Origin of the sequence: Streptomyces hokutonensis, assembly GCF_042751305.1 — a bacterium.
Taxonomy (GTDB): domain Bacteria; phylum Actinomycetota; class Actinomycetes; order Streptomycetales; family Streptomycetaceae; genus Streptomyces; species Streptomyces hokutonensis_A.
The window spans coordinates 505,416-530,128 of the sequence record NZ_JBHYWD010000004.1; the positions used below are offsets into that span (position 1 = coordinate 505,416).

The window sequence follows — 24,713 nt, forward strand, 5'->3', positions numbered from 1 at the left end:
CCGTGGCGCGGGCCGACCGATAGGTTTTCGACAAGGCCGTCTGTCAACCAGGGAGTACCGGGCAGGCGCGCAGGACCGCTATCGAAAGGGTGATCCGTTGAGCCGCTCGGTTCTCGTCACCGGAGGCAACCGGGGCATCGGCCTCGCCATCGCCCGTGCGTTCGCCGACGCCGGCGACAAGGTCGCGATCACGTACCGCTCGGGTGAGCCGCCGGCCGGCTTCCTCGCCGTGAAGTGCGACATCACCGACACCGAGCAGGTGGAGCAGGCCTACAAGGAGATCGAGGCCGAGCACGGCCCCGTCGAGGTCCTGATCGCCAACGCCGGCGTCACCAAGGACCAGCTCCTGATGCGCATGTCCGAGGACGACTTCACCTCGGTCATCGACACCAACCTCACCGGCACCTTCCGCGTCGTCAAGCGCGCCAACCGCGCCATGCTGCGCGCCAAGAAGGGCCGCGTCATCCTGATCTCGTCGGTGGTCGGCCTCATGGGCGGCCCCGGCCAGGCCAACTACGCCGCCTCCAAGGCCGCCCTGGTCGGCTTCGCGCGGTCGCTCGCCCGTGAGCTGGGCTCGCGCAACATCACCTTCAATGTCGTCGCGCCCGGCTTCGTCGACACCGACATGACCAAGGTGCTCAGCGACGAGCAGCGCGAGAACATCGTGAAGCAGGTGCCGCTCGGCCGTTACGCGCAGCCCGAGGAGGTCGCCGCGACGGTGCGGTTCCTCGCCTCGGACGACGCCTCGTACATCACTGGAGCCGTCATCCCTGTTGACGGCGGACTGGGAATGGGTCACTGATCACCATGAGCGGAATTCTCGAGGGCAAGCGCGTCCTGATCTCCGGTGTGCTGCTGGAGTCCTCCATCGCCTTCCACGCCGCCAAGCAGGCCCAGGAGCAGGGCGCGGAGATCATCCTGACCGCGTTCCCGCGGCCCACGCTGACCGAGCGCATCGCCAAGAAGCTCCCCAAGCCCACCAAGGTCATCGAGCTGGACGTCACCAACGACGAGCACCTGGCGCGTCTCGCCGACGTCGTGGGCGAGGAACTGGGCGGCCTGGACGGCGTCGTGCACTCCATCGGGTTCGCGCCGCCGGACGCGCTCGGCGGCAACTTCCTCAACACGCCGTTCGAGTCGGTCGCCACGGCCATGCACGTCTCGGCGTTCTCCCTGAAGTCGCTGACCATGGCGTGCCTGCCGCTGATGCAGAACGGCGGCTCGGTCGTCGGCCTCACCTTCGACGCGTCCTTCGCGTGGCCGCAGTACGACTGGATGGGCCCGGCCAAGGCCGCCCTGGAGGCCACCAGCCGCTACCTCGCCCGCGACCTGGGCAAGCAGAACATCCGCTGCAACCTCGTCTCGGCGGGCCCGCTCGGCTCGATGGCCGCCAAGTCCATCCCGGGTTTCAGCGAGCTGGCCTCCGTATGGGACAACCGCTCCCCCCTGGAGTGGGACCTCAACGACCCGGAGCCGGCCGGCAAGGCCATCGTCGCCCTGCTGAGCGACTGGTTCCCGAAGACCACCGGCGAGATCGTCCACGTCGACGGCGGCCTGCACGCCATCGGTGCGTGACGCTGCCGCCGCACTGTGCATGAGGGCCCGCACCGCAAAGGTGCGGGCCCTCACCGTGTCACCCGTTCGGCCCCTCCGGCCGGGCGGGGACGGCACACAACTGCGCACCCTGGATTACGCGTTCACCACGCAATTCCCTCCCCAGCACCACCGAGGAGGTTCCCCTTGTGCGCCTGTCCCGCAGCCTGGCCTCAGTGACCGCCGCCATCGCGCTCGTCATCTCCCTGGCGTACGAGGCGATGCCCCACGCGCGCGTGGAGGCACGAAAACCGGCCGCCGCCCCCCAGCTGTTCGGCGCAGCGTGCCGTACCACCGTCCACGGCTCGCACGTGATCGCGTACTGCCACAACCCGTACCCCCTGACCGACCGCGTCAGCCTGCACATCGAGTGCGACCGCTGGTGGGACATCGACAGCGACGGCACCGGGATCGACGCAGGCCCGGCGCAGACCGTACGGCTGGCAGGCCGCTGCTGGGAGGACGTCCGCGCGGTGTGGGTCAGCCACCAGAAGCGGGCCCGCTGAGGCGCCCCGGGCGGCACAGGAACGGATAGCCCGCGGCCTCCGCGGCGGCCCCCTGCGCGTCACCCGCGCGGATCGCGTCCACGAGCCGCGTGTGGTCCATGTACGACTCCGGAGTCAGCTCCTCGCCGACGTCCGCGCGCAGCCAGTCCCGCAGCACCTCGCCGAGGTCGGCGTACATCGCCGTCATGACGTCGTTGTGCGAGGCGGCCACCACGGCCATGTGCAGGGTCGTGTCGGCCGTCACGAAGTCCTCCGCGTCCCCCGACGCCCACGCCTCCTCACGCCGTACGAGCAGGGCGTCCAGCTGCTTGAGGTCCTTCTCGGTGCGCCGCCCGGCCGCCAGCTGCGCCGCCGCCGACTCCAGGGTGGAGCGCAGTTCGGCGATGTGCCGGGGATCGGCGTCCGCGAACCGGCGGTGCATCACGCCGGCCAGCTCGCTGGTCGCGACGACGTAGGTGCCGGAGCCCTGGCGGATGTCCAGCAGACCGTTGTGCGCGAGCGCGCGGACGGCCTCGCGGACCGTGTTCCGGGCGACCCCGAGCTGCTCGACCAGCTCCGGCTCGGTCGGGATCCGGGAGCCGACCGGCCACTCGCCCGAGGTGATCTCGTTCCGCAGCGCGGCGATGACCTGCTCGGACAGTGCCGAACGACGGGGGTGGCTCAGGGGCATGGCACACCTTCGCATGTGCGGGGCGGAAGCGGGCCGCCCGGGGATGGACAACCAATCATCCCATGATTCTATGATGGACGGCATGGCGAGCGAGGAAACCCGGACACTGAAGTCCACGACGACGAACATCGGCGGCCCGACCGCGAGCGACTCCGCGGTACCGAGCACAGGACCGTCCACGCGCGCGTGGACGACGCGTCTGGTCGTCGTCGGCATCGTGCTCGCCGCACTGAACCTCCGCCCCGCCATCACCAGCCAGGGCGCCCTCCTCGAAGAGGTCCGCGACGGCCTCGGCATGAGCGGCAGCGTCGCCGGACTGCTCACATCCGTGCCCCCGCTGTGCTTCGCCGCCTTCGGCGTCATGGCCCCGCGCCTCGCCCGCCGCTTCGGCCCGAGCGCGGTGGTCTGCGCCGGCCTGCTCGCCATCACCGCGGGCCTGCTCATACGGCCCTACGCCGGCGGTACGGCGGGCTTCCTGGCCGGCAGCGCGCTCGCGCTCATGGGCATCGCGGTCAGCAACGTCCTGATGCCGGTGATCGTCAAGCGCTGGTTCCCCGACCGGGTCGGCTCCATGACCGGCCTGTACTCGATGGCTCTCGCCCTCGGTACCGCCGCCGCGGCCGCGGTCACCGTGCCCATGACCGAGTCCCTGGGCGGCAGTTGGCGCACCGGCCTCGCCGCGTGGGCGGGGCTGGCCGCAGCCGCCGTACTCCCGTGGATCGCTCTCGTACGACACCGGGAGACACCCGCGGAACGGCCCTCCCGCGCGCGGGAGACCGAACAGCGGGAGACCGAGCGGGCGCGGCCCGAACTGCGGATCACCCGCAGCCGTACCGCCTGGGCGCTCGCCGTGTTCTTCGGGCTCCAGGCCACCGCCGCGTACATCACGATGGGCTGGATGGCGCAGATCTTCCGGGACGCGGGGGTCTCCGCCGGCACGGCCGGGCTGTTGCTGGCCGTCACGATGGCGATGGGCGTGCCATTGGCCTTCGTCATCCCGCGCGTGGCCACCCGGCTGCCCCACCAGGGGCCGGTCGTCGTCGTGCTCGGCGTCTGCGGCCTCGCCGGATACGCGGGCCTGTACTTCGCGCCGGCCGGCGGAGCCTGGGCCTGGGCACTGCTGCTCGGTGTCGCCAACTGCGCCTTCCCGCTGGCCCTGACGATGGTCGGCATGCGGGCCAGGACCGGTGCGGGCGTCGCCCAGCTGTCCGCCTTCGCGCAGAGCGCCGGCTATCTCATCTCCATCCCGGGGCCGCTCCTGGTCGGCGTGCTCTACCAGCACAGCGGCGGCTGGGGCCTGCCGATCGCCCTCATGGCCGGCCTGATGATCCCGCAGATGGCCGTGGGCGTCCTCGCGGGACGCGACCGTACGGTGGAGGACGAGGCGGCCCGCTGACCTCACCCCGGCGAATCCGGCGCGGACCAAGGGTGCGAGACTGGACGTATGCCAGTGCTCGACCCGAACCCCCAGAACGGCCAGCGGAAGATGCTGCTCGTCTTCGGCTCGTTCTTCGCCATCTTCATCGTCATCGCCATCATCGCGACGATCGCGTCCCCGTGACCACACGCGTCTGAGTCGATGGTGGGGTTCTCCCCACCATCCCCTAGGGGGTGAGGCTCAGGGTCAAGTGGGTGGATCTCCGGATGGGTTGAGGGCCGCGCGTTCCGTAACTTCGAAGTGTGACCGCGGGAAGCGGATCGCGGACCACTCGGAGACCAGCGGAGGCACTCATGTCGGCCCCAACGCACACCCGGCCCCACCCGGCGACCACGGGCGGCGTCGACATCAGGCTGCCGTGGTGGGCCCTCGCCCTCCCGGCGCTCGCCTTTGGCGTGCTGCTCGTGATGATGCTCAACCCGACGGACGCGCAAGCGGCGGCCTCGGACCCGATGATCACCCACCTCTTCGAGCGCGCGCAGCAGCTCATAGCCCGCTGAGCACGGGCGAAGCCGCCCGTCAACTCCCTGCGCCCCGTGGCCTGTTTCATGCGAAGCTGGATCCTATGAGCGTCGCAGAACCCCGCAGGATTGTCCTCTTCCGGCATGCGAAGGCCGACTGGCCCGAGGTGACCGACCACGAGCGGCCGCTCGCCGAGCGGGGCCGCCTGGACGCGGCCACCGCCGGAAGCAGACTGGCCGACACCGGCATCCCCTTCGATCTGGCCCTCTGCTCCACCGCGACCCGCACCCGGGAGACCTGGAAGCTGGCCGTCCACGAGCTCGCGCACCGGCCGAAAACCGTCTACGAGGAGCGGCTCTACGAGGCCTCGCCCGGCGAGCTGATCGCCGTACTGAACGAGACGCCCGACGACTCGCGGAACCTGATCCTCATCGGCCACAACCCGGGCGTCCAGGGCCTCACCGAGATCCTCTCCGGACCGGACACCGGCGAAGCCCGCGAGCGGCTGACCCGTCGCGGCTTCTCGACCGCCGCGTTCGCGGTGCTGACCTTCGACGGCTCCTGGAAGTCACTGGAGCCGGGCGTGGCCACACTGACCGACTACTGGGCGCCGTCCGAGTAGACCCGTAGATCCGCAGTCCCGCAGACCCGCACGACAAGGGGCCCGGCACCGAGCGGTGCCGGGCCCCTGAAGGTCCTGAAGTATCCGGGGGTCAGTCCTCGTCGTGCGTGTCCGCCGCCTCGACCTCTTCGCGAGTGACGCCCAGCAGATACAGCACGGTGTCGAGGAACGGCACGTTCACCGCCGTGTGCGCGGCCTCCCGTACGACAGGCTTCGCGTTGAAGGCGACGCCGAGACCGGCCGCGTTGAGCATGTCCAGGTCGTTGGCGCCGTCGCCGATCGCCACGGTCTGCGCGAGCGGTACGCCCGCCTCGGCGGCGAAGCGGCGCAGCAGCCGCGCCTTGCCCGCGCGGTCGACGATCTCGCCGGTGACCTTGCCGGTCAGCTTGCCGTCGACGATCTCCAGGGTGTTGGCCTGGGCGAAGTCGAGCCCGAGCCGGTCCTTGAGGTCGTCGGTGACCTGGGTGAACCCGCCCGACACGACGCCGACTTGATAGCCGAGCCGCTTGAGCGTACGGATCAGGGTGCGGGCGCCGGGCGTCAGCCGCACCTCGCTGCGCACCTTGTCCACGACCGAGGCGTCCAGCCCTGCCAGCAGTGCCACGCGCGCGTGCAGCGACTGCTCGAAGTCCAGTTCCCCGCGCATCGCGGCGGCGGTCACCTCGGCGACCTCGTCCTCGCAGCCGGCGTGCGCGGCGAACAGCTCGATGACCTCGTCCTGGATGAGCGTGGAGTCGACGTCCATGACGACGAGCCGCTGGGCCCGCCGGTGCAGCCCCGCCGCCACGACGGCGACATCGACGCCGAGCGCCGCCGCGTGGGTGGCGAGGGCGGTGCGCAGGGGCTCGGTCTCCACCCCGGACACCGCGAACTCGACCGCTGTCACGGGGTACTTGGCGAGCCGGAAGATACGGTCGATGTTGCCGCCGGCCTTGGTGATGCGGGAGGCGATCGCGGCGGTGGACTCCGCGGTGAGAGGGTGGCCGAGCACGGTCACTAGCGAACGCCCGAGCCCGCGCGGCCGGTTGTCGCCGAGGCCGGAGATGATCTCCGCCTGCATCTTCATCGACTCGGCCCAGCTGTGCACGGTGGCCCGCAGATCCCCTTCGAGCCCGGCGGCCGGCGGCGTCACCAGCGCGCACAGCACCATCCGGCCACGGGTGACGACCTGCTCGATGTCGACCACGTCGACGGAGTAGGCGGCGAGGGTGTCGAAGAGTCCGGCCGTGATGCCCGGCCTGTCCTTGCCGAAGATCTTGACGAGGAGAGTGGGGACGTCAGAGGTCTGCGAAGCGCTCATGGTGTACCCACCGTATCCGGCACGGAGTGCCTTATGCCGCAGAGGTCCGCCCAGCGGACACGGAACAGTGGGTGTCGGATCGGTGGCGGGAATCTTACGGGGCGATCACGAAGGCGCTGGTGCGCGGTCACGAGCCGGTTCGGGGACGATCAGGAGACGCGCCGAGACGGTCGTGGTGGGGTGCGGTGCCGATCGGGAGTTGGCGGGGCGTCGGGCGGCAGGGGCGGCGACTGGTACGGCGGACGCGGGGGGACAGGGGCCAGGGACAGGGCTGGCGGGTGCCGCCGAAGTGGATCACCGGCGCCCCTTGGGCCTCCCCGGAGGTGGCGGTGGTGGCGGAGGCTGCTGCCCGTCGTCCGAGTCGTCCCCCGGCCAGTCCCGCGCAGGCGTCCCGGGCCGACGGCGGGGCGGCCGGGGGCGCGGTTCGTAGGACTGGGTCGGAGCACCGTACATATCGACGGGCGGCGAGGGGGTGCCGGGCGGCTGCGGGTCGCCGTAGGGCACGGGTTCGCCGTAGGGGCGAGTGGCGTCGTCCGCCGGGACGCCCCCGGGCTGCCCCGCGCCGCCCGGCGCACCGGACGACCACGAGTCTCCGGCGGGCGGCCGACCGCCTCCGCGCGGCGACCGCGCATCCGGCGGCCACGCACCCTCCCGAGGCGGGCCCGAGTCCGGTGGCCACTCCGGTCCGGGAGGCGGAGCATCGGCGCCGGGCCGTGCGCCGCCCGGCCGCCACGCACCCTCCTGCGACGGACCCGAGTCCGGCGGCCATCCTGGTCCGGGAGGCCGAGCCCCGGCGCCGGACCGCGCCCCGCCCGCTCCCGCGCCCCCCGGCGGCCCGCCGCCCTCCGGTTGCCGTAGCTCGTCGGGCAGTTGGAGATACGGGTTGGTGGCGGGGTTGGGCGCGCGGTAGGGCGTGGTCGGCACGTAGGGGCCCGAGTGCCCGCTGGTCTCCGGATGCCCTGCGTGTCCCGTGCTCCCCGCAGGCTGTGCGTGTTCCGGATGCCCTTCGTACCCCGGCGCCACGGTGTCCGGCCCCGCCGCCCCCAAGTCACCCAGTGCCAACCGCGAGGCACGCCGTCCAGCCGCCCCCGTCGCATACGCGAGCAGCCCCCCGACGCCTCCCGCAGCCGCGCCCCACACCGCGCCCAGCAGCAGCGCCATGCCCAGATGTCCGTGCAACCCGATTCCGGCGCCGAACGCGTCGAAGCCCAGGACCGACAGCGACGCGTCCACCGACACATCCGTCAGCCAGGCCAGCAGCGGCAGCGTCAGGGCGGTCGCGACCCCCAGTCGTACGGCGCATCGCCCGGCGAAACCGAGCGCCCCCGGCCCGCCGACGCCCTTCGCGCCCACAGGTGTCCGTGCCGCGGTGAGCACGCCGGCCAGCAGCATCATCAGGGCCGCGGCGACTCCCAACAGCCACACGCGGCTGTCCAGTTCGGCCAGTCGCCCCAGCGTCACCGGCTGGTCGGACTTCGCGCTCAGGAGGTCGTCGAGGGGATGGGGGAGAAGCTTGGCGAGTTCGCCGGTCGCCTTGCCGTCCCAGGGGACGAAGAGGCCGATCGGGATGCCGAGCCAGACCCCGTTGGGCGCGCCGAGCAGCGCGGCGCCCGCGATCCGTTTCGGGTGGTCGTCGCCGATCGCCGCGTACGCGGCCGCCGCGAGCCCCGCCGCCACCGCGACCAGCAGCACCGTGACGAGCGCGGACGCGGCCGGCCGTACGACACGGTGGACGGCCTCCCAGCCGCGGGGGAGGGGCGTACGACGGGACGCCAGCAGCGCGATGAGCAGGATGCCGGCCGCCCAGCCCAGACCGCCCAGCAGGGTCGGCGCCGTGTCGACCGTGAAGCCGACCGCCGCCTTCGCCTTGACCAGGTCGCTGATCTTGCCGGGCAACAGACCACCGATGTCACCGATACCGGGGATGTTCACGCCGCCGCTGCCGCCGCCCCCCGTGATGTTGTCGAGGCCCAGTTTGCTGCCGTCGATGGTGATGACGTCGTGCCCGGCCCAGGCCAGCCCGCCGAGCATCGCCACGAAGAGCGCGATCACCGAGCCCGCGCGCGCGAGGAGTTCGGCCGGTGCGATCACAACTGCGCCCGCCCGCAGGGACCGTAGGAAGAAGTACGACAGAAGCAGTGCTCCCACCAGGCTCACGCCCAACGGCGTGATCGTGACGGCCGTGGTCGCCTGGGCGCCGGTCAGGCCGAAGGCGGAGACGTCGCCGGTCGGGGTGACCGAACCGCCCGCGCCGAGCGCCACCACCGCCGCGGTCATCGGGCCGAGCGAGCCCGTCGCGTCGGCGCCCAGCAGGTGCAGGCCGAGCGCCGCCGTGCCGGCCATCCCTATCAACGCCCAGCTCACCGCGGCGATCGCGGACAACAGGACGTCACCCCAGGGCACCCTCGTGTCGTAGTGCGCCGTCCTGACGCTCGTCGCTGAGTTCATGGCAGACCCCCCGATCCGCGGCACGGCGTGGTGCGGACACCACGCATGTCCCCCCTCGCGTGGATTACCACTCTCCGGGTCGGTTTCCACCCCGTCAACGGAACCGCCGAACGCGTGACGGCGTGCTCTTCACAAGGTCCGACTTTCGGTCAGGGGGTGCAGCCTGAAATAGTTCCCGACGATGTTCGACATCCCTAGACTCCCTGCGATGGGGGTAACTCGGGGGACTACTCAGTGGGGCATGGAGTGCCGGAACTCGTACTGGAATTGAATGGACGGACCTGGACGCTGGACGCGTCCAGGACCTACACCCTCGGACGTGATCCGCAGGGGGACGTCGTGGTCGACGACGCCAGGGTCTCCTGGCGGCACGCCACGATCAGCTGGAGCGGCCGGAGTTGGGTCATCGACGACCACGGCAGCACCAACGGCACGTTCGTGCAGGGGCAGCGCATCCATCAGATGGAGATCGGCCCCGGCTCGTCCGTGCACCTGGGCAACGCGACCGACGGCCCGCAGCTGAGCCTGTCCGGCGCCGCCGCCTCGGTGGCGAGCCCGCAGGCCCAGCCGCAGCAACAGCCGTACGCGGCACAGGGCGCGGGCCCCGGCTGGGCCCAGCAGGCGCCGCCGCAGCAGACGCCTGAGCAGCAGCGTTTCCAGCCGTCGGCCGCCGCGAACATTCCGCAGCAGCCGGGACCCGGTGTCGGCGCGGGGGCGCCGCCGGTCTACGGCGACCGCAGTCCGACCACGTTCCACCAGTTCTCGCTGGACCGTGTGATGCGCATCGGCCGTGCGCTGGAGAACGAGCTGGTGGTCTCCGACCTCCAGGTCTCGCGCCACCACGCCGAGTTCCACGCGACGCTCGACGGCCGCTTCGAGATCCGCGACCTCGGCTCGCACAACGGCACGTACGTCAACGGTCAGCCGATCACCAAGGGCGGCTCGGCGCTGCTCGGCCCGAACGACATCGTCGGCGTCGGCCACTCCACGTTCCGCCTGGTCGGGGACCGGCTCGAGGAGTTCGTCGACACCGGTGAAGTCTCCTTCTCCGCCCGGCACTTGACCGTCGAGGTCGACGGCGGCAAGCAGATCCTCAAGGACGTCTCCTTCGGCGTACCGGAGAAGTCGCTGATCGCGGTCATCGGCCCGTCCGGCTCCGGCAAGTCGACCCTGCTCAAGGCGCTCACCGGCTACCGGCCCGCCAACCAGGGCGACGTCCTCTACGACAACCGCAACCTGTACAAGCAGTTCGCCGAGCTGCGCCAGCGCATCGGTCTGGTCCCGCAGGACGACATCCTGCACAAGGAACTGACCGTCAAGAAGGCCCTCAAGTACGCGGCCAAGCTGCGCTTCCCGGCCGACACCAGCACCCAGGAGCGTGACCAGCGCATCGACGAGGTGCTGCGCGAACTGAAGCTGGACATCCACAAGGAGAAGAAGGTCACCTCCCTCTCCGGCGGCCAGCGCAAGCGCGTCTCGGTGGCCCTGGAACTCCTCACCAAGCCCTCGCTGATCTTCCTGGACGAGCCCACCTCGGGCCTCGACCCGGGCATGGACCGCGATGTCATGCAGCTGCTGCGCGGCCTCGCCGACGACGGCCGCACGGTCCTCGTCGTCACCCACTCCGTGGCCGAACTGGCGATCTGCGACAAGCTGTTGGTGATGGCTCCGGGCGGCTCCGTCGCCTACTTCGGCCCGCCCGAGGAGGCACTGAACTTCTTCGGCTACGACACCTGGGCCGACGTCTTCTCCGCCTTCGAGAACTACCGCGACTACGACTGGGCCGGCCGCTGGAAGGGCTCGCAGCACTACCAGATGTACGCCGCCGACATCGACGCGATTGCTCCGCAGTCCGTACAGATGCCGCCGATGCAGGCCATGAAACCGCCCAAGCCACAGGGCTGGATGTCGCAGTTCGTCACCCTGGTGCGCCGCTACGTCACGGTGATCGCCTCCGACAAGGGCTTCCTGGCCCTGATGGTGATCCTGCCGGGCGTCCTGGGCGCGGTGAGCCTGCTCATCGACTCCGGCAACAGCCTGCTGCCCAACCCGGCCAGGGCGAACGGCACCATCATCCCGAACGGCACGGCCACCACCGTCCTGCTGATCCTCGCGGTCGGCGCCTGCTTCGCCGGCGCGGCCAACTCCGTCCGTGAGCTGATCAAGGAACGGGTCATCTACGAGCGGGAGCGCGCGACGGGCCTGTCCCGTTCCGCGTACCTGATGTCCAAGGTGTTCGTGCTCGGCGTGATCACCGCGCTCCAGGGCCTGATGGTCGGTGTCATCGGCTTCTCCAGCCGGGAGATCCCGAAGCAGGGCCTGGTCCTCGGCAGCCAGACCATGTTCGAGCTCTGCATCCCGATCATGGGCCTCGGCTTCACCGCGATGATGTTCGGCCTGATCATCTCCTCGCTGGTGAAGACGGCCGAGAAGACCATGCCGCTGCTGGTGATGTTCGCGATCATTCAGGTCGTGTTCACCGGCTGCCTGTTCACGCTGAACGGCGCGATCGGCGTCAACCAGTTCTCGTACCTGATGCCCTCGCGGTGGGCGGTCGGCGCCGCGGGCGCCACGCTGGACTTCAACAAGATCAGCCCGCCCAAGCCGGGCGACAGCAACGACCCGCTGTGGGAGCACACCGTCGGCGCCTGGGGCATGGACATGGCCGCCCTGATCGCCCTCGGCATCATCTGCGGCATCTTCGTGGCCCGCTTCCTGCGCCGCCACGAGCCCGAGGTCATGCGGAAGTAAGTCGGGAAAGCAAACTCACCTGGGTTTGGAAAGCAGACGCCGAAGGGCGGCGCCCCTCACACGGGTGCCGCCCTTCGGCGTCGATACCGAGACCCAGAGGTCCGCCGGAGGCCTCAGTACACGTCTCAGTACGCGCTGTTGACGTTGTCGATCGAGCCGTACCGCGCGGCGGCGTAGTTGGCCGCGGCGGTGATGTTGGCGACCGGGTCGTAGATGTTCGTCGAGGTACCGGAGACGTGGTACGCGTTGAACGTCGGCTGGATGACCTGGAGCAGACCGATCGACGGCGTGCCGTTGACCGCGTTGACGTCCCAGCCGTTGACGGCGCTCGGGTTGCCCGAGGACTCCCGCATGATGTTCTTGTACAGGCCGTAGTACGAGCCCGGGATGCCCTTCTGCTTCATGATCGCCAGGGCGTGGTTGATCCAGCCGTTGAGGTTGTTGGCGTAGGTCGTCGCGGCGACCGGCTGGAGCTTGACGCGCTGGCTGGAGCGGCTCGCGGCCTTCTTGGCCTTGCGCGCGGCCTGCGCCTTCTTCTTGGCGGCGGCTTCGGCGGCGGCCTTCTTCTTCGCGGCGGCGTCCGCCTTGGCCTTCGCGGCCTTCGCCTTGGCGTCGGCCTTCGCCTGGATCGCCTCGGTCTTCAGGCTGGCACCGGCGAGCTGGTCGGTGACGCTGGCCTTGACGCCCTTGATGGGCTCCGTGCTGTACGCCACCTTCGCCGGGGACGCGGCGTCGGTGGTGGTCGTCCCCGCGTCGCTGGGCACCGCCGAGAAGGCGAGGGCGGCGGCGCCGAGCGTGGCGACGCCGGCGAGCGCGATCCTGTGCTGCTTCGTCAGCTTGTTCGGCTTGGTCAGGCGACTATGACCAGGAGTGTTCGTGTTCTTGGGCATGGCGGATGGACCTCTTCGAATTGCGCGGAGGTCGCTCTTCGGTCCGGCGGGGACGCGGGTGCTTCCGGCACAAACGCCGCGGACGGGATCCGCGGCGCTGAGCGACGGCTGCAATTCTTAGCGGTCGCAAAAACCTGTGGCAAAGGTGTGACGTACGATCCTCGATAGTGGACCAGGGAAGGGCAAAACAGGACAGACGGGACCGTCTGCCCCGCTCAAGCGGGTCAGGTTTATCTCCTATGTGCCCTAGTACGTGATCTGCGCCCTATGTGCGGGCTCACATCGGCGACGCGACAACCTCACTCGGAGTTGCTCACGCAACGCTCTGCGTGAGGATCCTCCGCCGGGAGGATGAGGTGCACGTCCCCGAACTCGTGCCACAGGTAGAGCCCGCGCAACGCCTCCTCATAGCTGCGGTCGACAGCGGCCCGTCCGGCGACCGCCTCCAGCATCAGCAGATGCGAGGCCTCCGGCTCGTGCAGCCCCGTCAGCAGCCCGTCCACCACCCGCACCCCCCGCTCCGGGGTGACGACGAGATCCGTCCACCCGGCACGCGCGCGTACGACCCCATCGCCACCGGCGGCGGACTCGACGGCCCGCACGGCGGTCGTCCCCACCGCGATCACCCGCCCGTCCCCGGCCCTGACCGCGTTGATCGACTGGGCGGACGCCTCCGGCACCGCGAACCGTTCCGGATACGGCGGCTCGTGCACCTCGGCCGACGCCACCCCCGTGTGCAAAGTGATCGGCGCGAACTGCACCCCCCGGCTCACCAGCTCCGCCACCATCCGCGCGGTGAAGGGCCGCGCGGCACTCGGCATCTCCGCACTGCCCGTACCGTCCTCCGACGGCAACGAGAAGACCGTCTGGTAGACGGACAGCGGCTGATCGCGCTCCGTATAGGGGTAGCGAATGGGGCGCCCGTGCTCACGCAACAGCTCGACCACCCCCGAACCGGAGACCCGCGCCCACCACAACCGCTCGCCCCGCGCGCTCAGCGGCTCCTCCAGGGTCAGCCGCGTGTCCCCGGGCAGCCGCACCTCCGTCCCCGCCGGGCCGCCCGCACACGCGCGTGAGGTGCCCTTCCCGTCCGGCTCCCGCAGCTCGACCGCCCACCGCCCGTCATCGCCCCGCGTCGAGAAATGCACCACCACGCGCGCGTGCCCGATCCACCCGTCCACGGCGGCGGCGAGCGTCGGCGAGGTGTTCACGACCAGCAGATCCCCGGCCCGCAGCAGCCGCGGCAACTCCACGAACCCGTGATGCGACACCTCGGTCCCTCGCGACACGAGCAGTCGTACGGCGTCCCGGTCGAGCCCGGGCCCGCGCTGCTCGGCCGGCACCCGCGCGGACAGCTCCTCGGGGACGCGCACGGCCACCGTCATCGCTCTTCCAAGAGCGCCGGGGCCCCATAGCGCCCGCTCGCCGGGCGTTCGTCCAGCAGCCGCAGGAAGGCCGGCACCACCGAGGCGGGCTCCGGCCGTGGATCGTCGTCGTCCGGTACGGCCGCCGCGTACAGATCCGTGCCCATGTCCCCGGGGTCGACCGCCCACACCCGCAGCCCGGGCTCCTCCGCGCCGAGCACCGCCGCGAGCTGGTCGAGGGCCGCCTTGGACGCCCCGTAGCCGCCCCACGTCTCGTACGCCTCGGCCGCCGCGTCCGAACTGACCGCGATCACCGCACCGGCCCGCGAGGCCCGCAGCAGCGGGAGCGCCTCCTGGACCAGCCCGAGGGCGGCCACCACGTTCACCTCCAGCGCCCGCCGCAGCCCGTCCAGGGGCAGCTCGTCGAGTCGTACGAGCGGCTCGGCGCCCAGCGCGCTCGCGTTGCTCACCACCAGGTCGACACCGCCCAGCTTCCCCGCCGCGGCCACCAGCCCGGCCCGGTGCCCGGCGTCCGTGACATCCCCGGGGACCGCCTCCACGCGCGTGCCGTACGCGCCGACGGCCACCGCGGCCTCCCCGAGCGCTCCCTCGGTCCTGGCGTCCAGCACCAGGTCCCAGCCCCGCGCGGCCAGTGCCTCGGCGAGCGCCCGCCCCAGCCCCTTCGACGCCCCCGTGATGATCGCTACCGGCATGACACACGTCCCCTCGTCCACTACGCCTCCGTCGGCGTGCCCCCAACGTAGGAACGGGACCGCCCCCGCCGCGTCGGACGCCGGCCGCAGTCCACCGGGGCCCTTCGCCCTAGGCCTTCCGGACCAGACAAGGGCCGCCACCGGCCCGATCCGCGTTGTCACACCCCGCCGGTACCGTGAGGACATGAGTCAAGGTCCACGGTCCGGCCTCGCGGCGGTGAGTTCCGCGCTGCTGGCCATGAGCAGGCACCTGGAGGTGCGCGACGTCCTCAAGACGATCGTCGCCTCGGCCCGCGAGCTGCTCGACGCGCAGTACGCCGCGCTCGGCGTCCCCGACGACCACGGCGGCTTCGCCCAGTTCGTGGTCGACGGCGTCAGCGACGCCCAGTGGAAGGCCATCGGCCCGCTCCCGCGCCAGCACGGCATCCTCGCCGCGATGCTGCACGAGGCCAAGGCCGAACGCCTCGCGGACGTGCGCAAGGACCCGCGCTTCGAGGGCTGGCCCTCGGCCCACCCCGACATGTCCGACTTCCTGGGCCTGCCCATTCGCGACGACGACGAGGTCATCGGGGCTCTGTTCCTGGCGAACAAGAACTGCCCCAAGAGGGACGGCAGTTGCGGCTTCACGGAGGAGGACGAGGAGCTGCTCTCGATCCTCGCCCAGCACGCGGCCATCGCCCTCACCAACGCCCGCCTCTACGAGCGCAGCCGCGAGCTGACCATCGCCGAGGAGCGCTCCCGGCTCGCCCACGAACTGCACGACGCGGTGGCCCAGAAGCTGTTCTCCCTCCGCCTCACCGCACAGGCGGCCGCCACCCTCGTGGACCGCGACCCCTCCCGCGCCAAGGGCGAACTCCAGCAGGTCGCCGCGCTCGCCGCCGAGGCCGCCGACGAACTGCGCGCCGCGGTCGTCGAGTTGCGCCCCGCCGCCCTGGACGAGGACGGACTGAGCGCCACCCTGCGCACCCAGATCCAGGTCCTCGACCGCGCCCACACCGCCCGCGTGACCTTCACCGGCCGCGGCTTCCGCGCCCTGCCCGCCGCCCAGGAGGAGGCCATGCTCCGCGTCGCCCAGGAGGCCCTGCACAACGCGCTGCGGCACTCCGGCGCGGAACACGTCGCCGTGACCCTGGAGCGCAGCGGCTGCGGCGCGGTCCTGCGGATCACCGACGACGGCCGCGGCTTCGAACCCCAGTCGATCCGCCGCGCGGGACGCCACCTCGGCCTGGTCTCCATGCGGGACCGGACCAACGGCGTCGGCGGCACGCTCACCGTGGAATCGGCGCCCGGAAAGGGCACCACGATCGAGATGGAGGTCCCCGGTGGCTGACGCAATCAAGGTGCTGATCGTCGACGACCACCAGGTCGTCCGCCGGGGCCTGCGCACCTTCCTGGAGGTGCAGGACGACATCGAGGTCGTCGGCGAGGCGGCCGACGGAGCCGAAGGAGTCGCCCGCACCGAGGAGTTGAAGCCCGACGTCGTCCTCATGGACGTCAAGATGCCGGGCATGGACGGCATCGACGCGCTGCGCAGACTCCGCGAACTCGACCACCCCGCGCGCGTGCTGATCGTCACCAGCTTCACCGAACAGCGCACGGTGATCCCGGCCCTGCGCGCGGGAGCCGCCGGTTACGTCTACAAGGACGTGGACCCGGACGCGCTGGCCGGTGCCATCCGCTCCGTGCACGCGGGCCACATCCTGCTCCAACCCGAGGTCGCCGGCGTCCTGTTGTCCCAGGAGGAGTCCAACTCGGGGCAGGGGAGAGGCGGTTCCCTCACGGAGCGGGAGCGCGAAGTGCTCGGCCTGATCGCCGACGGCCGCTCCAATCGCGAGATAGCCCGCGCCCTGGTGCTCTCCGAGAAGACGGTCAAGACCCATGTCTCGAACATCCTGATGAAGCTCGACCTGGCGGACCGCACCCAGGCCGCCCTGTTCGCCGTACGCCACGGCCTGACCAGGTGAGCGGCACCGGGGCGAGGGCGTGACGGCAACACGGAACGTCCCGTTCCGGACCGAGATTCATACCGTCGTGGGAATGTCCCCCGGATGGCGCATCCTTCGTGGATCTCCACCGTTCTCCAGTGCGTGCCGCGGCGCCTGCCGCGGTGATCGCTAGGAGGGCTCAGAAGTGAAGAACCTGAAGAAGGCAGCGGCCGTGACGATGGTGGCCGGCGGGCTGGTAGCCGCCGGTGCCGGGCTGGCCTCCGCCGACGGCCTGGCGAACGGCCAGGCCGTCGGTTCGCCCGGCGTCGGCTCGGGCAACGTCGTCCAGGTCCCGGTGCACGTCCCGGTGAACGCGGTCGGCAACAGCGTCAACGTCATCGGCGTCCTGAACCCCGCCTTCGGCAACCTGGGCGTCAACCACTGACGCACGTCGCTCCGCGACAGTGACCTCCGGCCTCCCAGGGCGCTCCTGGGGTGGCCGGTCTGCTCGTCACCTGGTCATTCGGTCGGTTTGTCCCGCCAATGATCCGAACGGGCAGTCAAACGCGCATTCCCGTGCCGTTCCCGGTACTTCCTGCGTTGATCAGCTCACGACCCGCGGCCGGGTCGGTCACGCAATCGCAGGAGGAACGCTTCCCATGAACATCGCCAAGAAGGCCGCCGTGGCCCTCACCGTCGCCGGTATCGCCGCTGGCGCCTCCGCCGGTGCCGCTGTCGCCGACGCGGGTGCCGACGGCGCGGCCGTGAAGTCGCCGGGTGTCGGTTCCGGCAACGTCGTCCAGGTCCCGGTCCACGTCCCCGTCAACGTCGTCGGCGACAGCGTCAACGTCATCGGCCTGCTGAACCCCACGTTCGGCAACAAGGGCATCAACGGCTGACACCCACAGCCGTAGGAAGGGGGGCCCACGCCGAAACCCGGAGACCGGGGGCCCCGCCTGGCCCGGGCCGCCACACCCCCCGCGGGGCGTTGTTGTGCTGGCCCCATCGCGGGCCCAGGGGGGCGCGGGGTCTGTCGCCCCGCCCCCCGCCCCCCCCCCCCCCCCCCCCCCCCCCCCCCGCCGCCCCCGCCCGCGCCCACGCCCCCCCCCCCCCCGCCCCCCCCCCCCCCCCCCGAGGCCCCTTCAGGGCCGACGGGGGCCCGGGAGCGGAGCCCCGGACCCCCACACCAACTCACGGCAACCAAGCGGCAACCCCCCTCACCGCACCCCCCTCACCGCACCCCCTTCTCCCGCTCCTCCACAACGGAGTTGTACGCCGCGACCTGCGCCCGCCGAGCCGTCCGCTCCACCGGCCGCAACGCCTCTGCCCGCACCGCCATCTCGGACGCGCTCACCGCGCCCCCGTGCCCGCTCTCCTCGGCCAGGGACACCAGCAGCCCCACCCGCTGCGCCAGCTCCAACACCCGCACCGCGCGCGGCGGATACCCCGGCGCCAGCACCTCCCGCCCCCGCTCCGCCCGCGCGCGATACGCGTCGAGCGCCGCCTCCGCGACCGGTCCCGACCCGGCCACGTCGAGCCGCGACAACACCGCCGTCGCGTCCCGCAGCGCCTCCGCGAGCTCCCGCTCCGCCTCACCGAGCGAGGGCACATCGGCGGGCGGCGCCTCCCGCACCGGCAGACAGTGCCAGACGACCTCGACATGGACATCGCCGGCGGGACCGGCCTCGTACACCTCGGGAACGAGGCCGAGCGCGGCGCCGTAGCAGATCACCGCCTCCTCGGCCTCAAGGGCCCGCGCGTTGAACGCGGGCGGGCCGCTCAGCCCCAGCGGGTGTCCCGAGGTGGGCAGGGCCAGGCGCAGCCCGGTCACCCCGAGGGTGCGCAGCCGTCCCAGTGCGAGTGTGAGTCCGACGGGCGCCGACTCGCCCGGCAGCCCTTCCACCCGGTGCACGGCGTCCTCGCCCACGATGGCGAGTACGGCGTCGTCCGGGGAGACAAGCCCGGCCAAAAGGGCGTTTCCCCAGGCGGCGAGGCGTCCTGAACGTGGTTCCGAAAGCATGCCCCCCACCCTAAGGACCGGACCGATGGGATGGACCGCCCGGCCGGTGGCGTAGATTTCTTCGAGGGCTGCGCCTACCGGCGCACGCGACAGCCGAGACAGGCCGACGATGCAATGGGAGACAGCGCGCTCATGAGCGATGTTCTGGAGCTGGAGGACGTAACCGTGGTCCGGGAGGGCCGGGCTCTGGTGGACCAGGTCTCCTGGTCGGTCAAGGAGGGCGAGCGCTGGGTCATCCTCGGCCCGAACGGCGCCGGCAAGACCACCCTCCTGAATGTCGCGTCCAGCTACCTGTTCCCCAGCAGCGGCACCGCCACCATCCTCGGCGAGACCCTCGGCAAGGTCGACGTCTTCGAACTGCGCCCCCGCATCGGCGTCGCCGGTATCGCCATGGCCGAGAAGCTCCCCAAGCGCCAGACCGTCCTGCAGACCGTGCTGACCGCCGCCTACGGCATGACCGCCGGGTGGCACGAGGACTACGAGGACGTCGACGAGCAGCGCGCCCGCGCCTTCCTCGACCGTCTCGGCATGAGCGACTACCTGGACCGCAAGTTCGGCACCCTCTCCGAGGGCGAGCGCAAGCGCACCCTCATCGCCCGCGCCCTGATGACCGACCCCGAGCTGCTCCTCCTCGACGAGCCCGCCGCCGGCCTCGACCTCGGCGGCCGCGAGGACCTCGTACGCCGTCTCGGCCGTCTCGCCCGCGACCCGATCGCCCCCTCCATGATCATGGTCACCCACCATGTCGAGGAGATCGCCCCCGGCTTCACCCACGTCCTGATGATCCGTCAGGGCAAGGTTCTCGCCGCCGGCCCGCTGGAGCTCGAACTCACCGCGCGCAACCTCTCCCTCTGCTTCGGCCTCCCGCTGATCGTCGAGCAGGTCGGCGACCGCTGGACCGCACACGGTCTCCCCATGTCCTGACCGAACTCCCCTGAAAAATACGGGTCGTACGGGCATATGCGCCCTGTCCGCGACCCGGCCCGCCGCCCTACCATGACCTTGTGAACGACATCGGCGCATGGGTGTGGTGGCTCGTCGGCGCGGCGGCGCTCGGAATCCCGCTCGTGGTGACCGCCATGCCGGAGTTCGGCATGCTCGCCGCGGGCGCGGGCGCCGCCGCGGCCACCGCCGGGCTCGGCGGGGACCCCGTCGTCCAGGTCCTGGTCTTCGCCGTCGTCTCGGTCGCGCTCATCGCGGTCGTACGCCCCATCGCGAACCGGCACCGCTCGCAACGCCCCCAACTCGCCACGGGCGTGGACGCGTTGAAGGGCAAACAAGCCGTCGTCCTGGAGCGCGTGGACGCCTCGGGCCACGGCCGGATCAAGCTCGCCGGCGAGGTCTGGTCGGCCCGCGCGCTCGACACCGACCGTGCCTACGAACCGGGCCAGGAGGTGGACGTCGTGGAGATCGAGGGAGCCACCGCGATCGTCATCTGACCTCGCAGGACTCAACTGAACCGAACAGCACACGAGTTGCGTGACGGTCTGACAGACTCGACCAGCAAGATCTTCAACAACCATAAGATCTTCCGAAAGCGCCGAGGCGGAGAAGGGTACGGGGAGCACGATGGAACCGGTCATCATCGTCTTGATCATCCTGGTGGTGTTGGTCTTCATCGCTTTGGTCAGGACGATCCAGGTCATCCCGCAGGCAAGTGCCGCGATCGTGGAGCGGTTCGGCCGCTACACACGAACACTCAACGCGGGACTCAACATCGTCGTCCCGTTCATAGACACGATCCGCAACCGCATCGACCTGCGCGAACAGGTCGTACCGTTCCCGCCGCAGCCGGTGATCACCCAGGACAACCTGGTCGTCAACATCGACACGGTCATCTACTACCAGGTGACGGACGCGCGGGCCGCGACCTATGAAGTTGCCAGCTACATCCAGGCAATTGAGCAGCTCACGGTCACCACGCTCCGCAACATCATCGGCGGCATGGACCTGGAGCGGACCCTGACCTCCCGCGAGGAGATCAACGCGGCCCTGCGCGGCGTCCTCGACGAGGCGACGGGCAAGTGGGGCATCCGCGTGAACCGCGTCGAACTCAAGGCAATCGAGCCCCCCACCTCCATCCAGGACTCGATGGAGAAGCAGATGCGCGCCGACCGTGACAAGCGCGCCGCCATCCTCACCGCGGAGGGCACCCGCCAGGCCGCCATCCTCACCGCGGAGGGCGAGAAGCAGTCCCAGATCCTACGCGCCGAAGGCGAGGCCAAGGCAGCCGCCCTGCGCGCCGAGGGCGAGGCCCAGGCCGTCCGTACGGTCTTCGAGGCCATCCACGCCGGAGACGCCGACCAGAAGCTCCTGAGCTACCAGTACCTCCAGATGCTCCCGAAGATCGCCGAAGGCGACGCCAACAAGCTCTGGATCGTCCCCAGCGAAATCGGCGACGCCCTCAAGGGCCTCTCCGGCGCGATGGGCAACATGGGCCCGTTCGGCGGCGGTTCGGGAGGCGGCGGAGGCAACTCCGGCAACTCGGACGGCAATTCGGAACGCCGAGAGAAGCCGTCCATCGACTGACAGGCCTGTTCTACGACACTGGGGCCCACCTCCCGCAGGAGGTGGGCCCCAGTTCAGTTCACGTGCCCTACGCCGCCGGCTGCACCAGCCACTGCGGAAGGGCATCGAAGTCCTCGGTCCCCAGCGCCAGCAGCATCGCGTCCGCCGGCGTCGGCTCGAACGGCCGCCGCAGCAGCGGCATTCCGGCCTGCTCCGGAGTCCGGGCCGCCTTGCGGTGGTTGTCCTCCGCGCACGAGGCCACCGTGTTCAGCCAGGAGTCCTGACCACCCTGCGCCCTCGGCACCACGTGGTCCACCGTCGTCGCCCGCCTGCCGCAGTACGCGCACCGGTGCCGGTCCCGGACCAGCACACCCCGCCTCGACCACGGAGCTTGTCTTCGGAACGGCACCCTGACGTACCTGCACAGCCGGATCACCCGGGGCGCCGGTATGTCGACCTCGGCTCCGCGCATGCGCAGTTCGGGGTGGGCCTGCTCGACGACAGCCTTGTCCTGGAGCACCAGAACGACGGCTCGATTCAACGACACCGTCGACAGCGGCTCGAAGCTCGCGTTCAGCACCAGCGTGTCCCGCATCCAGCCCACCTCCCGTGTGCAATCGGCCCACCGCCTGGCGGGCTTGGATCAACTCTGGCCGGGCACGCCGAGATGGACAACGCAATAAAAACTGCCCGCCCCTGATCAATTCCAAGACCAGAGGCGGGCAAACGTTCAATGAACGTCAGTCTTCCGTCGGCGCTTCGTACTCACCGATCAGCTGGGCACGCGCCAGCGCGTGGAACCGCAGGTTGAAACCGACGACGGCCGGAGAAACGTCCGCGTCCGGACCGAGCTTCTCCGAGTCCACGGCGTACACCGTGAACACATAACGGTGCGACCCGTCCCCGGGCGGCGGCGCGGCCCCGCCGAAGTCCTTCGACCCGTAGTCGTTCCGCACCTGTACGGCGCCCTCCGGCAGCCCCTCGAACTTGCCGCTGCCCGCACCCGCCGGCAGCTCGGTCACCGAGGCCGGGATGTCGAACAGCACCCAGTGCCAGAACCCGCTCCCCGTAGGGGCGTCCGGGTCGTAGCAGGTCACGGCGAAACTCTTGGTCTCCGGCGGGAAGCCCTCCCACCGCAGCTGCGGCGAGGTGTTGCCGGCCGCGTAGACCTGAGCGTCCTTGAGCGTTGCTCCGGGCTCGACGTCCTCACTCGTCACCGTGAACGACGGCACGGGCGGATGGAAGTCATGGGGGAGAGGTCGCCGCTTCAGCTCGGTCACCTTGGTACCTCCTGATCGGAATCTTCAGTACGTCCCGAGCCTAGAACCAGTTGCGCTTGCTGCCGACCTCGGAGATCCACTGGTTGAGGTACGCCGCCCAGTCCGTCCCGTGGAAGTCGTGCTGGCCCACCTGGAAGGACCGGAAGGTGTCACTGCCCTCGCTGAACAGTCCCGGCTTCTTGTCCATCTCCAGGATGACGTCCATCGCGCTCTCATCGGCGACGAAGCTGAGCTCGACCTGGTTCAGCCCCCGGTACTGCGACGGCGGGTGGAACTCGATCTCCTGGTAGAACGGCAGCTTCTGCCGCGTCCCCCGGATGTGACCGCGCTCCATGTCCGCGTTCTTGAAGCGGAAGCCCAGCTGGATGAAGGCGTCCAGAATCGCCTTCTGCGCGGGCAGCGGGTGCACGTTGACCGGGTCCAGGTCACTGGAGTCCACGGCCCGCGCGATCGCCAGCTCGGTGCTCACCCCGATGTGCATCCCGCGCAGCGCCTGACCGTCGATCATCGTGACCGGCGTCTCCCAGGGGATCTCCAGACCGAACGGCACGGTGTGCGCGGTCCCCGCCTGCAACTCGAAGGCACCGCCGAGGCGCACCTTCGTGAACTCGATGTCCTGCTTGTACTCCTGGTCGCCGCTCTCGACCTCGACCTTGGCCTGCAGTCCGACCGAGAGCCCCTGGATCTCCTGGTTCACGGACCCGCCCTGGATCCGCACCTCGCCCTGGACCACACCACCAGGAACGACGTTGACCTCGGTCAGCACCGTCTCCACCGAAGCCCCGCCGGCCCCCAGGCTCGCGAGCAGCTTCTTGAACGCCATGACTCTCCCTTTACGAATGGACCCTTGATCCCTACAAACGCGATCCGACCGCGACCGGTTCCGCGCCACACCCTGGCAAGCGGACCGAACCTTGACCACCCCTTGGCACAAGCGCGTCTGGACTACGCTCGGACGCCATGATCGCGCCCCCGGACCGTAAGCCACTCCCCAGAGACTTCTTCGACCGCCCTGTACTGGAGGTCGCCCCCGACCTCCTGGGCCGCCTCCTCGTCCGCACGACCCCCGACGGTCCGATAACCCTGCGCATCACAGAGACCGAGGCCTACGACGGCGCAAACGACCCCGCCTCCCATGCCTATCGCGGCCCGACCGCGCGCAACGGCGTGATGTTCGGCCCACCCGGGTACGTGTACGTCTACTTCACCTACGGCATGTGGCACTGCATGAACCTGGTGTGCGGTCCTGAGGGCACGGCGAGGGCGGTCCTGCTCCGCGCCGGAGAGATCGTCGAGGGCGCTGAACTGGCCCGCAAACGTCGACTCTCGGCCCGAAATGACAAAGAACTGGCCAAAGGCCCGGCCCGCCTGGCTACGGCCCTGGACGTCGACCGCTCCCTGGACGGCACGGACGCGTGCACCACGGGCGAGACACCCTTGCGCATGCTGGCCGGCACACCCGTGCCGTCCCATCAGGTAAGCAACGGTCCCCGCACCGGAGTGTCCGGCGAGGGCGCGGTCCACCCGTGGCGCTTCTGGATCACCAACGACCCTACGGTGAGCCCTTATCGGGCCCATACGCCCAGGCGTCGGTCAAGTTGACGCGCCGTGGCGGGGTGCGTAATGTAGCCCGAGCCGCTTGACCCGGGTACGGCATTCGCCTGCAGCCGGAAGCGGCCAACCCACTACCTACGACTCCCTCTCAGCAGGGGCGCGTTCAGCATGCCCGCATGCCTGAATTCGAACTTGCGGAACTCGATTATGAGCTGGCGAGGGAATCGGCTAACGTAGTGAATGTCGAAAGGCCGACGGGCGAAAGCCCAAAGCGTTTGACAATCCCAACCGACAGGGAATCGGGACCGGAAACGGTCTGATAGAGTCGGAAACGCAAGACCGAAGGGAAAAGCCCGGAGGAAAGCCCGAGAGGGTGAGTACAAAGGAAGCGTCCGTTCCTTGAGAACTCAACAGTGTGCCAAAAATCAACGCCAGATATGTTGATACCCCGTCTCCAGTCATCATCTGATGTCTGGGACGAGGTTCCTTTGAAGAAAACATACAGCGAGGACGCTGTGAACGATCATCCTATTCCGGTGGTCGTTCCGCTCTCGTGTGTGTGCACCCGATTACGGGTAAACATTCACGGAGAGTTTGATCCTGGCTCAGGACGAACGCTGGCGGCGTGCTTAACACATGCAAGTCGAACGATGAACCACTTCGGTGGGG

At 70.2% G+C, this 24,713-nt stretch carries 25 protein-coding genes, 1 rRNA gene and 1 pseudogene; 17 read left to right on the forward strand and 10 right to left on the reverse strand.

Annotated elements, in window-relative coordinates; translation table 11 throughout:
• Positions 1-97: 97 nt before the first annotated feature.
• The 3 genes from fabG (at position 98) to ACFXC1_RS14725 (ending at position 2,099) form a co-directional block, all read left to right on the forward strand.
• Positions 98-802 carry a 3-oxoacyl-[acyl-carrier-protein] reductase gene (gene fabG, locus ACFXC1_RS14715; RefSeq protein ID WP_381242651.1) on the forward strand — a complete coding sequence of 235 codons (705 nt, stop codon included), beginning with the start codon at positions 98-100 and terminating at the stop codon, positions 800-802.
• Positions 803-807: 5 nt separating this feature from the next.
• On the forward strand, positions 808-1,575 hold the full coding sequence (gene fabI, locus ACFXC1_RS14720; protein WP_124002436.1) for an enoyl-ACP reductase FabI: 768 nt from the start codon (positions 808-810) through the stop codon (positions 1,573-1,575).
• A gap of 167 nt (positions 1,576-1,742) precedes the next feature.
• Complete coding sequence (locus tag ACFXC1_RS14725; RefSeq protein ID WP_381242653.1) at positions 1,743-2,099, forward strand: hypothetical protein; 357 nt, start codon at positions 1,743-1,745, stop codon at positions 2,097-2,099.
• Here ACFXC1_RS14725 and ACFXC1_RS14730 read toward each other — a convergent pair.
• Positions 2,074-2,769, reverse strand: a complete 696-nt coding sequence (locus tag ACFXC1_RS14730) for a FadR/GntR family transcriptional regulator (protein ID WP_381242654.1) — start codon at positions 2,767-2,769, stop codon at positions 2,074-2,076. The two genes, ACFXC1_RS14725 and ACFXC1_RS14730, sit on opposite strands and share 26 nt — an antisense overlap.
• A gap of 70 nt (positions 2,770-2,839) precedes the next feature.
• On the opposite strand from ACFXC1_RS14730, the gene ACFXC1_RS14735 reads away from it, so the two are divergent.
• From ACFXC1_RS14735 to ACFXC1_RS14750, 4 genes are all read left to right on the forward strand, one after another.
• Entirely contained in the window at positions 2,840-4,165 is a 1,326-nt protein-coding gene (locus tag ACFXC1_RS14735) for a CynX/NimT family MFS transporter (protein ID WP_381242656.1), read from the forward strand.
• Between the two features lie 48 nt (positions 4,166-4,213).
• Positions 4,214-4,330 (forward strand): SGM_5486 family transporter-associated protein, encoded by a 117-nt coding sequence (locus ACFXC1_RS14740; RefSeq protein WP_086021959.1) that lies wholly within the window; start codon positions 4,214-4,216, stop codon positions 4,328-4,330.
• 170 nt (positions 4,331-4,500) lie between these two features.
• On the forward strand, positions 4,501-4,707 hold the full coding sequence (locus ACFXC1_RS14745; protein WP_381242657.1) for a hypothetical protein: 207 nt from the start codon (positions 4,501-4,503) through the stop codon (positions 4,705-4,707).
• Between the two features lie 65 nt (positions 4,708-4,772).
• Positions 4,773-5,291 carry a SixA phosphatase family protein gene (locus tag ACFXC1_RS14750; RefSeq protein WP_019067399.1) on the forward strand — a complete coding sequence of 173 codons (519 nt, stop codon included), beginning with the start codon at positions 4,773-4,775 and terminating at the stop codon, positions 5,289-5,291.
• A 91-nt stretch (positions 5,292-5,382) separates the two neighbouring features.
• On the opposite strand, the gene serB is transcribed toward ACFXC1_RS14750, so the two are convergent.
• Both serB and ACFXC1_RS14760 read right to left on the reverse strand, forming a co-directional pair.
• A complete protein-coding gene (serB, locus tag ACFXC1_RS14755) occupies positions 5,383-6,591 on the reverse strand; it encodes a phosphoserine phosphatase SerB (protein WP_381242659.1) in 1,209 nt (402 codons plus the stop codon).
• Positions 6,592-6,885: 294 nt separating this feature from the next.
• A complete protein-coding gene (locus ACFXC1_RS14760; protein ID WP_381242660.1) occupies positions 6,886-9,039 on the reverse strand; it encodes a streptophobe family protein in 2,154 nt (717 codons plus the stop codon).
• A gap of 246 nt (positions 9,040-9,285) precedes the next feature.
• Between ACFXC1_RS14760 and ACFXC1_RS14765 the strand changes: the two genes are divergently transcribed.
• A complete protein-coding gene (locus ACFXC1_RS14765) occupies positions 9,286-11,790 on the forward strand; it encodes an ABC transporter ATP-binding protein/permease (protein ID WP_381242662.1) in 2,505 nt (834 codons plus the stop codon).
• 125 nt (positions 11,791-11,915) lie between these two features.
• Here the strand turns inward: ACFXC1_RS14765 and ACFXC1_RS14770 are convergent, their stop codons facing one another.
• From ACFXC1_RS14770 to ACFXC1_RS14780, 3 genes are all read right to left on the reverse strand, one after another.
• The gene (locus ACFXC1_RS14770; RefSeq protein ID WP_381242663.1) at positions 11,916-12,680 is read right to left on the reverse strand and encodes a transglycosylase SLT domain-containing protein; all 765 of its coding nucleotides are present in this window, start codon (positions 12,678-12,680) and stop codon (positions 11,916-11,918) included.
• 299 nt (positions 12,681-12,979) lie between these two features.
• Positions 12,980-14,065, reverse strand: a complete 1,086-nt coding sequence (locus ACFXC1_RS14775) for an S-adenosylmethionine:tRNA ribosyltransferase-isomerase (protein WP_381242665.1) — start codon at positions 14,063-14,065, stop codon at positions 12,980-12,982.
• Positions 14,062-14,757 carry an SDR family NAD(P)-dependent oxidoreductase gene (locus tag ACFXC1_RS14780; protein WP_381242667.1) on the reverse strand — a complete coding sequence of 232 codons (696 nt, stop codon included), beginning with the start codon at positions 14,755-14,757 and terminating at the stop codon, positions 14,062-14,064. Before ACFXC1_RS14780 ends, ACFXC1_RS14775 begins: the two co-directional genes overlap by 4 nt.
• 184 nt (positions 14,758-14,941) lie before the next feature.
• Between ACFXC1_RS14780 and ACFXC1_RS14785 the strand changes: the two genes are divergently transcribed.
• The 4 genes from ACFXC1_RS14785 to ACFXC1_RS14800 all read left to right on the forward strand — a co-directional run bounded on the left by ACFXC1_RS14785 (position 14,942) and on the right by ACFXC1_RS14800 (position 17,581).
• Entirely contained in the window at positions 14,942-16,087 is a 1,146-nt protein-coding gene (locus tag ACFXC1_RS14785; RefSeq protein WP_381242668.1) for a GAF domain-containing sensor histidine kinase, read from the forward strand.
• Complete coding sequence (locus ACFXC1_RS14790) at positions 16,080-16,721, forward strand: response regulator (protein WP_019067391.1); 642 nt, start codon at positions 16,080-16,082, stop codon at positions 16,719-16,721. The genes ACFXC1_RS14785 and ACFXC1_RS14790 overlap by 8 nt, the downstream gene beginning before the upstream one ends.
• A 166-nt stretch (positions 16,722-16,887) precedes the next feature.
• A complete protein-coding gene (locus ACFXC1_RS14795) occupies positions 16,888-17,127 on the forward strand; it encodes a chaplin (protein ID WP_019067390.1) in 240 nt (79 codons plus the stop codon).
• Positions 17,128-17,341: 214 nt separating this feature from the next.
• Complete coding sequence (locus ACFXC1_RS14800) at positions 17,342-17,581, forward strand: chaplin family protein (protein ID WP_019067389.1); 240 nt, start codon at positions 17,342-17,344, stop codon at positions 17,579-17,581.
• Between the two features lie 332 nt (positions 17,582-17,913).
• Here the strand turns inward: ACFXC1_RS14800 and ACFXC1_RS14805 are convergent, their stop codons facing one another.
• On the reverse strand, positions 17,914-18,702 hold the full coding sequence (locus ACFXC1_RS14805) for a hypothetical protein (RefSeq protein WP_051105886.1): 789 nt from the start codon (positions 18,700-18,702) through the stop codon (positions 17,914-17,916).
• Positions 18,703-18,834: 132 nt separating this feature from the next.
• Between ACFXC1_RS14805 and ACFXC1_RS14810 the strand changes: the two are divergent.
• The 3 genes and pseudogenes from ACFXC1_RS14810 to ACFXC1_RS14820 all read left to right on the forward strand — a co-directional run.
• Positions 18,835-19,359: pseudogene (locus ACFXC1_RS14810) on the forward strand (ABC transporter ATP-binding protein); the annotation flags it as partial.
• A 347-nt stretch (positions 19,360-19,706) separates the two neighbouring features.
• Positions 19,707-20,141 (forward strand): NfeD family protein, encoded by a 435-nt coding sequence (locus ACFXC1_RS14815; protein ID WP_381242671.1) that lies wholly within the window; start codon positions 19,707-19,709, stop codon positions 20,139-20,141.
• A 130-nt stretch (positions 20,142-20,271) separates the two neighbouring features.
• The gene (locus tag ACFXC1_RS14820; protein WP_381242673.1) at positions 20,272-21,231 is read left to right on the forward strand and encodes an SPFH domain-containing protein; all 960 of its coding nucleotides are present in this window, start codon (positions 20,272-20,274) and stop codon (positions 21,229-21,231) included.
• A gap of 67 nt (positions 21,232-21,298) precedes the next feature.
• Here the strand turns inward: ACFXC1_RS14820 and ACFXC1_RS14825 are convergent, their stop codons facing one another.
• From ACFXC1_RS14825 to ACFXC1_RS14835, 3 genes are all read right to left on the reverse strand, one after another.
• The gene (locus ACFXC1_RS14825) at positions 21,299-21,805 is read right to left on the reverse strand and encodes an HNH endonuclease (RefSeq protein WP_019067385.1); all 507 of its coding nucleotides are present in this window, start codon (positions 21,803-21,805) and stop codon (positions 21,299-21,301) included.
• A 145-nt stretch (positions 21,806-21,950) separates the two neighbouring features.
• The gene (locus ACFXC1_RS14830; protein ID WP_381242675.1) at positions 21,951-22,490 is read right to left on the reverse strand and encodes a YbhB/YbcL family Raf kinase inhibitor-like protein; all 540 of its coding nucleotides are present in this window, start codon (positions 22,488-22,490) and stop codon (positions 21,951-21,953) included.
• A 40-nt stretch (positions 22,491-22,530) separates the two neighbouring features.
• Positions 22,531-23,313: a sporulation protein gene (locus ACFXC1_RS14835; protein ID WP_381242677.1), complete on the reverse strand. Its 783-nt coding sequence runs from the start codon at positions 23,311-23,313 to the stop codon at positions 22,531-22,533.
• 137 nt (positions 23,314-23,450) lie between these two features.
• On the opposite strand from ACFXC1_RS14835, the gene ACFXC1_RS14840 reads away from it, so the two are divergent.
• Positions 23,451-24,092: a DNA-3-methyladenine glycosylase gene (locus ACFXC1_RS14840; protein ID WP_381242679.1), complete on the forward strand. Its 642-nt coding sequence runs from the start codon at positions 23,451-23,453 to the stop codon at positions 24,090-24,092.
• A 534-nt stretch (positions 24,093-24,626) separates the two neighbouring features.
• Positions 24,627-24,713: ribosomal RNA gene (locus ACFXC1_RS14845) — 16S ribosomal RNA — on the forward strand; the annotation flags it as partial.

Excerpts from the sequence above, each read along its gene's own strand:
- fabI (WP_124002436.1), top strand. The coding sequence starts at position 808 with ATGAGCGGAATTCTCGAGGGCAAGCGCGTCCTGATCTCCGGTGTGCTG.
- ACFXC1_RS14730 (WP_381242654.1), bottom strand. The coding sequence starts at position 2,769 with ATGCCCCTGAGCCACCCCCGTCGTTCGGCACTGTCCGAGCAGGTCATC.
- ACFXC1_RS14735 (WP_381242656.1), top strand. The coding sequence starts at position 2,840 with ATGATGGACGGCATGGCGAGCGAGGAAACCCGGACACTGAAGTCCACG.
- ACFXC1_RS14740 (WP_086021959.1), top strand. The coding sequence starts at position 4,214 with ATGCCAGTGCTCGACCCGAACCCCCAGAACGGCCAGCGGAAGATGCTG.
- ACFXC1_RS14745 (WP_381242657.1), top strand. The coding sequence starts at position 4,501 with ATGTCGGCCCCAACGCACACCCGGCCCCACCCGGCGACCACGGGCGGC.
- ACFXC1_RS14750 (WP_019067399.1), top strand. The coding sequence starts at position 4,773 with ATGAGCGTCGCAGAACCCCGCAGGATTGTCCTCTTCCGGCATGCGAAG.
- serB (WP_381242659.1), bottom strand. The coding sequence starts at position 6,591 with ATGAGCGCTTCGCAGACCTCTGACGTCCCCACTCTCCTCGTCAAGATC.
- ACFXC1_RS14760 (WP_381242660.1), bottom strand. The coding sequence starts at position 9,039 with ATGAACTCAGCGACGAGCGTCAGGACGGCGCACTACGACACGAGGGTG.
- ACFXC1_RS14770 (WP_381242663.1), bottom strand. The coding sequence starts at position 12,680 with ATGCCCAAGAACACGAACACTCCTGGTCATAGTCGCCTGACCAAGCCG.
- ACFXC1_RS14775 (WP_381242665.1), bottom strand. The coding sequence starts at position 14,065 with ATGACGGTGGCCGTGCGCGTCCCCGAGGAGCTGTCCGCGCGGGTGCCG.
- ACFXC1_RS14780 (WP_381242667.1), bottom strand. The coding sequence starts at position 14,757 with ATGCCGGTAGCGATCATCACGGGGGCGTCGAAGGGGCTGGGGCGGGCG.
- ACFXC1_RS14785 (WP_381242668.1), top strand. The coding sequence starts at position 14,942 with ATGAGTCAAGGTCCACGGTCCGGCCTCGCGGCGGTGAGTTCCGCGCTG.
- ACFXC1_RS14800 (WP_019067389.1), top strand. The coding sequence starts at position 17,342 with ATGAACATCGCCAAGAAGGCCGCCGTGGCCCTCACCGTCGCCGGTATC.
- ACFXC1_RS14805 (WP_051105886.1), bottom strand. The coding sequence starts at position 18,702 with ATGCTTTCGGAACCACGTTCAGGACGCCTCGCCGCCTGGGGAAACGCC.
- ACFXC1_RS14820 (WP_381242673.1), top strand. The coding sequence starts at position 20,272 with ATGGAACCGGTCATCATCGTCTTGATCATCCTGGTGGTGTTGGTCTTC.
- ACFXC1_RS14825 (WP_019067385.1), bottom strand. The coding sequence starts at position 21,805 with ATGCGGGACACGCTGGTGCTGAACGCGAGCTTCGAGCCGCTGTCGACG.
- ACFXC1_RS14835 (WP_381242677.1), bottom strand. The coding sequence starts at position 23,313 with ATGGCGTTCAAGAAGCTGCTCGCGAGCCTGGGGGCCGGCGGGGCTTCG.
- ACFXC1_RS14840 (WP_381242679.1), top strand. The coding sequence starts at position 23,451 with ATGATCGCGCCCCCGGACCGTAAGCCACTCCCCAGAGACTTCTTCGAC.